At 42.8% G+C, this 6,180-nt stretch carries 3 protein-coding genes; all 3 read left to right on the top strand.

Going from position 1 to position 6,180, the window contains the following annotated elements:
* Positions 1-729 precede the first annotated feature (729 nt).
* The 3 genes from H6F44_RS21940 to H6F44_RS21930 all read left to right on the top strand — a co-directional run bounded on the left by H6F44_RS21940 (position 730) and on the right by H6F44_RS21930 (position 6,089).
* Positions 730-1,542: a septal ring lytic transglycosylase RlpA family protein gene (locus H6F44_RS21940; RefSeq protein ID WP_242016701.1), complete on the top strand. Its 813-nt coding sequence runs from the start codon at positions 730-732 to the stop codon at positions 1,540-1,542.
* A 105-nt stretch (positions 1,543-1,647) separates the two neighbouring features.
* On the top strand, positions 1,648-3,573 hold the full coding sequence (locus H6F44_RS21935) for an ABC-F family ATP-binding cassette domain-containing protein (protein WP_190353216.1): 1,926 nt from the start codon (positions 1,648-1,650) through the stop codon (positions 3,571-3,573).
* A gap of 26 nt (positions 3,574-3,599) precedes the next feature.
* Positions 3,600-6,089, top strand: coding sequence for an MASE1 domain-containing protein (locus tag H6F44_RS21930; RefSeq protein WP_190353215.1), 2,490 nt, complete (start codon positions 3,600-3,602; stop codon positions 6,087-6,089).
* The last annotated feature ends 91 nt before the right edge of the window (positions 6,090-6,180 follow it).

Raw genomic sequence — 6,180 nt, 5'->3', positions numbered from 1 at the left:
TATTGAAACTAGCTCCCAATAAGTTAACCTACTATCAACGAGGTAAGAGGGCTATGCAGCTTGTCACGGCTACGTTTTAGATGTCTTTGTCACCCCCTCAGTGCATTTGCATTTCTGCTAATTTGAGAATTAATAGCTTTTGGCAGTAATTTATTTATTTCTTAAGGATGATTTATGATCCCCACTAATAACGTAAGTTAAAAGTTGCCTAGGGACATTAACAGCTTAACAACCGAGTTTATGACTCAGGTAAACCACAAAAAGTGGTAAACAAATAGCCCATTAATGAGCGCCGATGAACATTGTTAAAATGCTTTTATTCAAAACATAAATTCATCAATAATCATTACAAATTCCTTTAACAAACCATTTTGGCAATTGAAATTACCGTATCAACATACAGTCGCTCCAATTACTGTATCGAGTCTAAACTATTTACTAAATATACCTAACCAATAAATGTAATTCGTTATGCAAATTTACATTTTGCTTGGCTAGATGAGCTTCACAGTCAAGCTTTTATAGGATTTAGTAAAAGATTTAACGGTTTATTCAAAATTCTTTATCTATGTTGCTTAACATTTAAACTATATGCCTTTATTATCTAAGTTGTGGACTATTTCTTTGAGTCCGATTGTTTTAATGTGTCTCCCATTGTTTTTTACTTCTGATTCAGCCATCTCAAATATTGAATATAATATTAATCAAGAAGCTAATAGAGAAAACAATTTGAAAAGTACTGGGACAAACAATTGGTATAGCCAACGGGACTATGTTAATCCTTCGGCGTATAGATATCAGGAAGTATCAACTATATCTGTGACATCTATTGCTGAGCTTAACTTAGAGATGAACATCCCCAGCAAACAATCGCAGCCTCTGCAAGTAAGCAATCATCAGATTGAGTTTAGTGCTAAAAATGACGATGAATGGTTAATTAGCATCAATCGCCAACCTGTTTTTGTAGTTAGGAGTCTTGCTGATGCGGCGATCGCTACGGCAAAATTAAGTCTGTTAGTTAATGCTCCAGACTTTGACCCGCAGCAATTTATTGGCAGGGAAATTGACGATCAATATGTTGGCAAATACAAAAACATTACCCTATTCAAAATTTCTGGGTCAGATACACTGAACCCTTCGCTGCAATTAATACAATGGGTGAATAACTTGCGTGTGGTAACGGGGGCAGAGCCTTTGACCTTGGTGGAGGCACAAACACAAATCCATCAACTGGTGGAGACAGGACAGCAGATTGAGGCAATCGCCTCTTGGTATGGTCCTTATTTTCAGGGTCGCCAAACTGCTTCGGGTGAATATTTTGAACAGAAAGACTTTACCGCCGCCCACCCTAGCCTGCCCTTTGATACTTATCTACGGGTTACTAACCAGCACAATGGCAAGTCGGTAATTGTGCGAATTAATGACAGAGGTCCTTATTTTGGCAATCGCAGCCTTGATCTTTCCCATGCTGCCGCGATCGCCCTCAATAGTGATGAAGCGGGTGTTGTGCCTGTCACTGCCGAAATATTAGCGCCAAGCTAAACCTCAAAAAAGCGTTACTTTGCAACGACTTTTGGGATTTAGCTTAATATATAAGTCAGCTTGACTAGTCGAGCTGATTTATACCCATATTGCATTTGCCAAAGCATGACATTATTCACACTGCGATCGCTCCGTAAAGACTTTGGAATTAAAGAAATCCTGAAAGATGCTAGTTTTAGCCTTGATGAAGGTGACAAGGTGGGCTTGATTGGTACAAACGGCTCAGGCAAGTCTACGCTGTTAAAAATGATCGCAGGCTTAGAATCATTTGACGGCGGCGATCTATGGGTAAATTCTAGCGCCAAAATTATCTACCTGCCGCAACAGCCCGATCTCAACGAAGAATTTACGGTTTTAGAACAGGTGTTTGCTGATAGCGGTGAACAGATGGCATTGGTCAAAGCCTATGAAGAAATTTCTGACAAGCTATCTCACGGACATGGCGATCAAGATTTACTGCTATCGCAACTATCGAGCGTGTCTGAGCGCATGGATCAAACTGGGGCATGGGATTTGGAAACCAATGCCAAAATTATTCTAACGAAGTTAGGTATTCATGACCTTGAGGCAAAAATTGGCAGTCTGTCAGGGGGCTATCGTAAACGCATTGCGATCGCCACGGCTTTACTTGCAACACCTGATGTGCTGCTGATGGACGAGCCGACCAACCACCTTGATGCCCTGTCGGTGGAATGGTTGCAAAGCTATCTCAACCGCTATCGCGGCGCATTATTGATCATTACCCATGATCGCTATTTTCTCGATAAGGTCACTAATCGCATCATTGAAATCGATCGCGGCGATCTTTATGCTTATTCTGGTAACTATTCTTATTACCTAGAGAAAAAAGCGGAGGCAGAAGAGTCAGCCGTCAGCACCCAGCGCAAACACGCGGGACTATTGCGTCGCGAACTGGAATGGCTCAAAAAAGGGCCAAAGGCACGCAGTACCAAACAAAAGGCAAGGATCGATCGCGCCCATGCTCTGCAAAACAAAGAATTTAAACAGGTCAATGCTAAGGTTGACATTACGACCGCAGGCAGGCGCATTGGCAAAAAGGTGGTCGAACTGGATCGGGTGGCAAAATCCTTTGGCGATCGTACTTTAATTAAAGATTTTTCCTATAACTTCACTCCTGACGATCGCATCGGCATCATTGGGCGTAATGGTGCAGGCAAGTCCACCTTAATGAATATGATCACAGGCAGATTGCAGCCCGATGCAGGCACTGTCGAGATCGGCACAACCATTCATTTTGGCTATTTTGATCAACATTCCGATGACTTGCTAGAGCATGGCAGTCAGCGCGTGATCGACTATCTCAAAGATGTGGCGGAACTGGTCAAAACTAATGATGGCAGTATCATCACCGCATCGCAAATGCTAGAGCGATTTTTATTCTCTCCCAATCAACAATATGCGCCGATCAATAAACTTTCAGGCGGCGAAAGGCGCAGGTTGTTCCTGCTCAAAGTTTTGATGGCGGCTCCAAATGTTTTAATTCTTGACGAACCGACTAACGATTTAGACGTACAGACCCTCTCAGTTTTGGAAGAATATCTGGAAGATTTTAATGGTTGTGTAATTGTGGTATCCCACGATCGCTACTTTCTCGATCGCACCGTAGATATGGTTTTCTCCTTTGAGTCGGAAGGGGAAGTGCGGCTCTATCCTGGTAACTATACGGTCTATTTGGAATATAAAAAAGAAGAGGTGGAAAGCGAAACGAAGGAACAATCCACCAAAATTGTGCCAGTGATTGCCGAGGCGATCGAGCCTTCAAAGCCTAAGCCTGAAGCTAAAAAATCCCAAAAATCCCAACTTTCCTATAAAGAAAAGCGGGAATATGAAGAGCTAGAAACGAAGATCCCCAAATTGGAAGATGAGAAAGCGCAAATTGAGAGAACTATCTATCACAATCCTCCTAGTAGCCATATAGAATTACAAAAACTTGCGGATCGTTTAGCCGAACTGACGGCGGCGATCAACCAAGCCACCGATCGCTGGCTTGAATTAGCTGAGCGCATTTAGTTTTGAATGAAAAGGCAATAGCTGTAATGAGAACTAACCAATTATCCTCGCAAGCCAAAGATTACAATTCTCAATGGAATTTGTCTAAGTTAGGGATTGAATGGCAGAACCCGCGCTGGTGGTTTGAGTCACTTTGCATTGCTGTTGCCTATTTCTTTTCGTCTTGGTTTGCTGCCAACACAATTTTTTCAACCCTTGGACCTTCACCTGTATGGCCTGGTTCTGGTCTGAATGTCGGCTTACTTTTGGCGTTTGGGCGATCGCGTTGGTTAGGGATGTTTGGCGGCATATTAATTTATAACCTACATCGCAATTGGCTCAAGGTTTTAGTACCTGCTTTAGGTGCAAGCATCGGCTCCACGATTGGGGCTTTAGTTACAGTTTCCCTGATTTTAAAATTTACAAAAAACAAGTATCCATTTTTCAGAGTCCGCCATGTAGTTACCTTTGCCATCTGTGCCATATTTAGCGGCACAGTCTTACAAACCATCACTGGGGTCGGGATCTATACCTTAACGAGGCGATATGATGGCACAAATTTTGTTACTAACTTTTTGTTGCCTTGGTGGATTGGTGACTCGGCAGGAGTGTTAATCTTTGCGGCTTTGGTTTTAACTTGGCTTAGACCAGAAGCAAAACAACAGCTCAAAGCATCCAAATCATATTTTAGTTGGGAAGTGCTTGTTGCGTTCTTGAGCATTATTATTGTTGCCTATTTCTCCTTTTACGAAGCCCAACCCCTTGAATATCTGCTATTGCCACCGTTGCTATGGTCAGCCTTTCGCTTTGAGCATCGGCTGACGACTCTGTTGGTTATGTTTGTATCCATGACCGCATCGATCGCCACTGCCAATAAGTTTGGCGTATTTTATAAGGCAATGACCACGGGGGATTCATTATTATTGCTGCAAATATTTATGGGAGTCATTACCGTTACGACCCTCATCACCTTAGCGATCGTCCATGAAAATCATCAAGCCAATTTAAGTTTGCAGCGTATCAATATCGAACTAGAGCAGCGTGTCCTAGAACGCACGCTTGATTTGCAACAAAGCGAAGCGAAGGCTCTAGAATTAGCTGCCAAAGCTGAGGCAGCCAATCAAGCTAAAAGCACCTTTATTGCCAACATGAGTCACGAACTGCGATCGCCTCTAAATGCAGTAATTGGTTTCTCACAGTTAATGATGCGAACCAATAACTTACCCCTAGAACATTACGAAAATGCCAGTATTATCAATCGTAGTGGCGACTATTTACTAACTCTGATTAATAACATTCTTGATCTATCTAAAATTGAAGCAGGCAAAACCACTCTCAATATTTGCAACTTTGATCTAGAGCATTTACTGGGTGATGTGGAGGATATGCTGCAATTACGGGCTGCGGAGGCGGGACTGAGCTTGATTTTTGATCAATCCCCCGATCTACCGCGCTACATCTGCACCGATGAAACTAAGCTACGCCAAGTACTGATCAATCTTTTGGGTAATGCAATTAAGTTCACCAATACTGGCTCCATCTATTTAGGTATATCTCATGAATCTTGCGCTGATTCGCAATATATCCTCTATTTTTGCGTGCGGGATACAGGCGTTGGCATTGACAAAGCCGAACTCGATAAATTATTCACAACCTTTAATCAAGCCAAAGCAGGGCGCGAAAAGCAGGAAGGGACAGGATTGGGCTTAGCAATTAGTCGCCGATTTGTGCAGATGATGGGGGGCGACATTACAGTTACAAGTGAATTAGGCAAAGGTACTGAGTTTCGTTTTCAAATTCAGGTGCAAAGGGGACAGGCGGTAATTACCGAAACAAATTTACCCAAACGCGCTCTGTCTCTTGCCGCCAACCAGCCAATCTATAAAATTTTGGTGGTCGATGATAAGCCTGTAAACTGCAAGCTCCTGGTCAGACTATTAGCGCCAATGGGTTTTGAGGTCAAAGAGGCTCACAATGGACAGGAAGCGATCGCTATTTGGGAAGCATGGGAACCCCATTTAATCTGGATGGATATGCGAATGCCCGTGATGGATGGCTATGAGGCAACCAAATATATAAAATCCACGACCAAAGGCAGTGCTACCGCCATTATTGCCCTCACTGCTAGTGTGCTAGAAGAGGAAAAAGCGATCGTGCTTTCCGCAGGTTGTGATGACTTTATCCGTAAGCCTTTTAAAGAACAGACCATTTTTGACACCCTTGCTAAGCACCTCGGTGTAACTTATATCTATGACCATTCGCATGAGCAGTCCACCATTCAAAGCTCTAACGAACCGATCCTCACCCCAGAAGCATTAGCGAGTTACTGTCAAGAAATGCCCACATCTTGGAAACGTAATCTTTACCTTGCCTCCTTAGAGGCAGATCGTTCCCGATTTATGGATGTACTTGCTGAACTACCCAATCCTGATAGCATTGTCGGGCGATCGCTAACCAAACTAGCCCGCAACTTCCAATTTGAGAAGTTAATTGATTTACTTGAACCAATTAATGATTACGCTCATGTGGGTAAATAGGTGAAATGGTAAAATAGGAAAAAAGTTTTGACGCAACAACAGACATAAACATGATCAAGTTTCCCCTAACTGAACTGTTAGACGATCAAGC

This window comes from Pseudanabaena cinerea FACHB-1277 (genome assembly GCF_014696345.1).
Lineage (GTDB): Bacteria > Cyanobacteriota > Cyanobacteriia > Pseudanabaenales > Pseudanabaenaceae > Pseudanabaena > Pseudanabaena cinerea.
The sequence above is the reverse complement of the archived record's forward strand: the minus strand, read 5'-3'. Positions and strand labels throughout refer to the sequence as shown.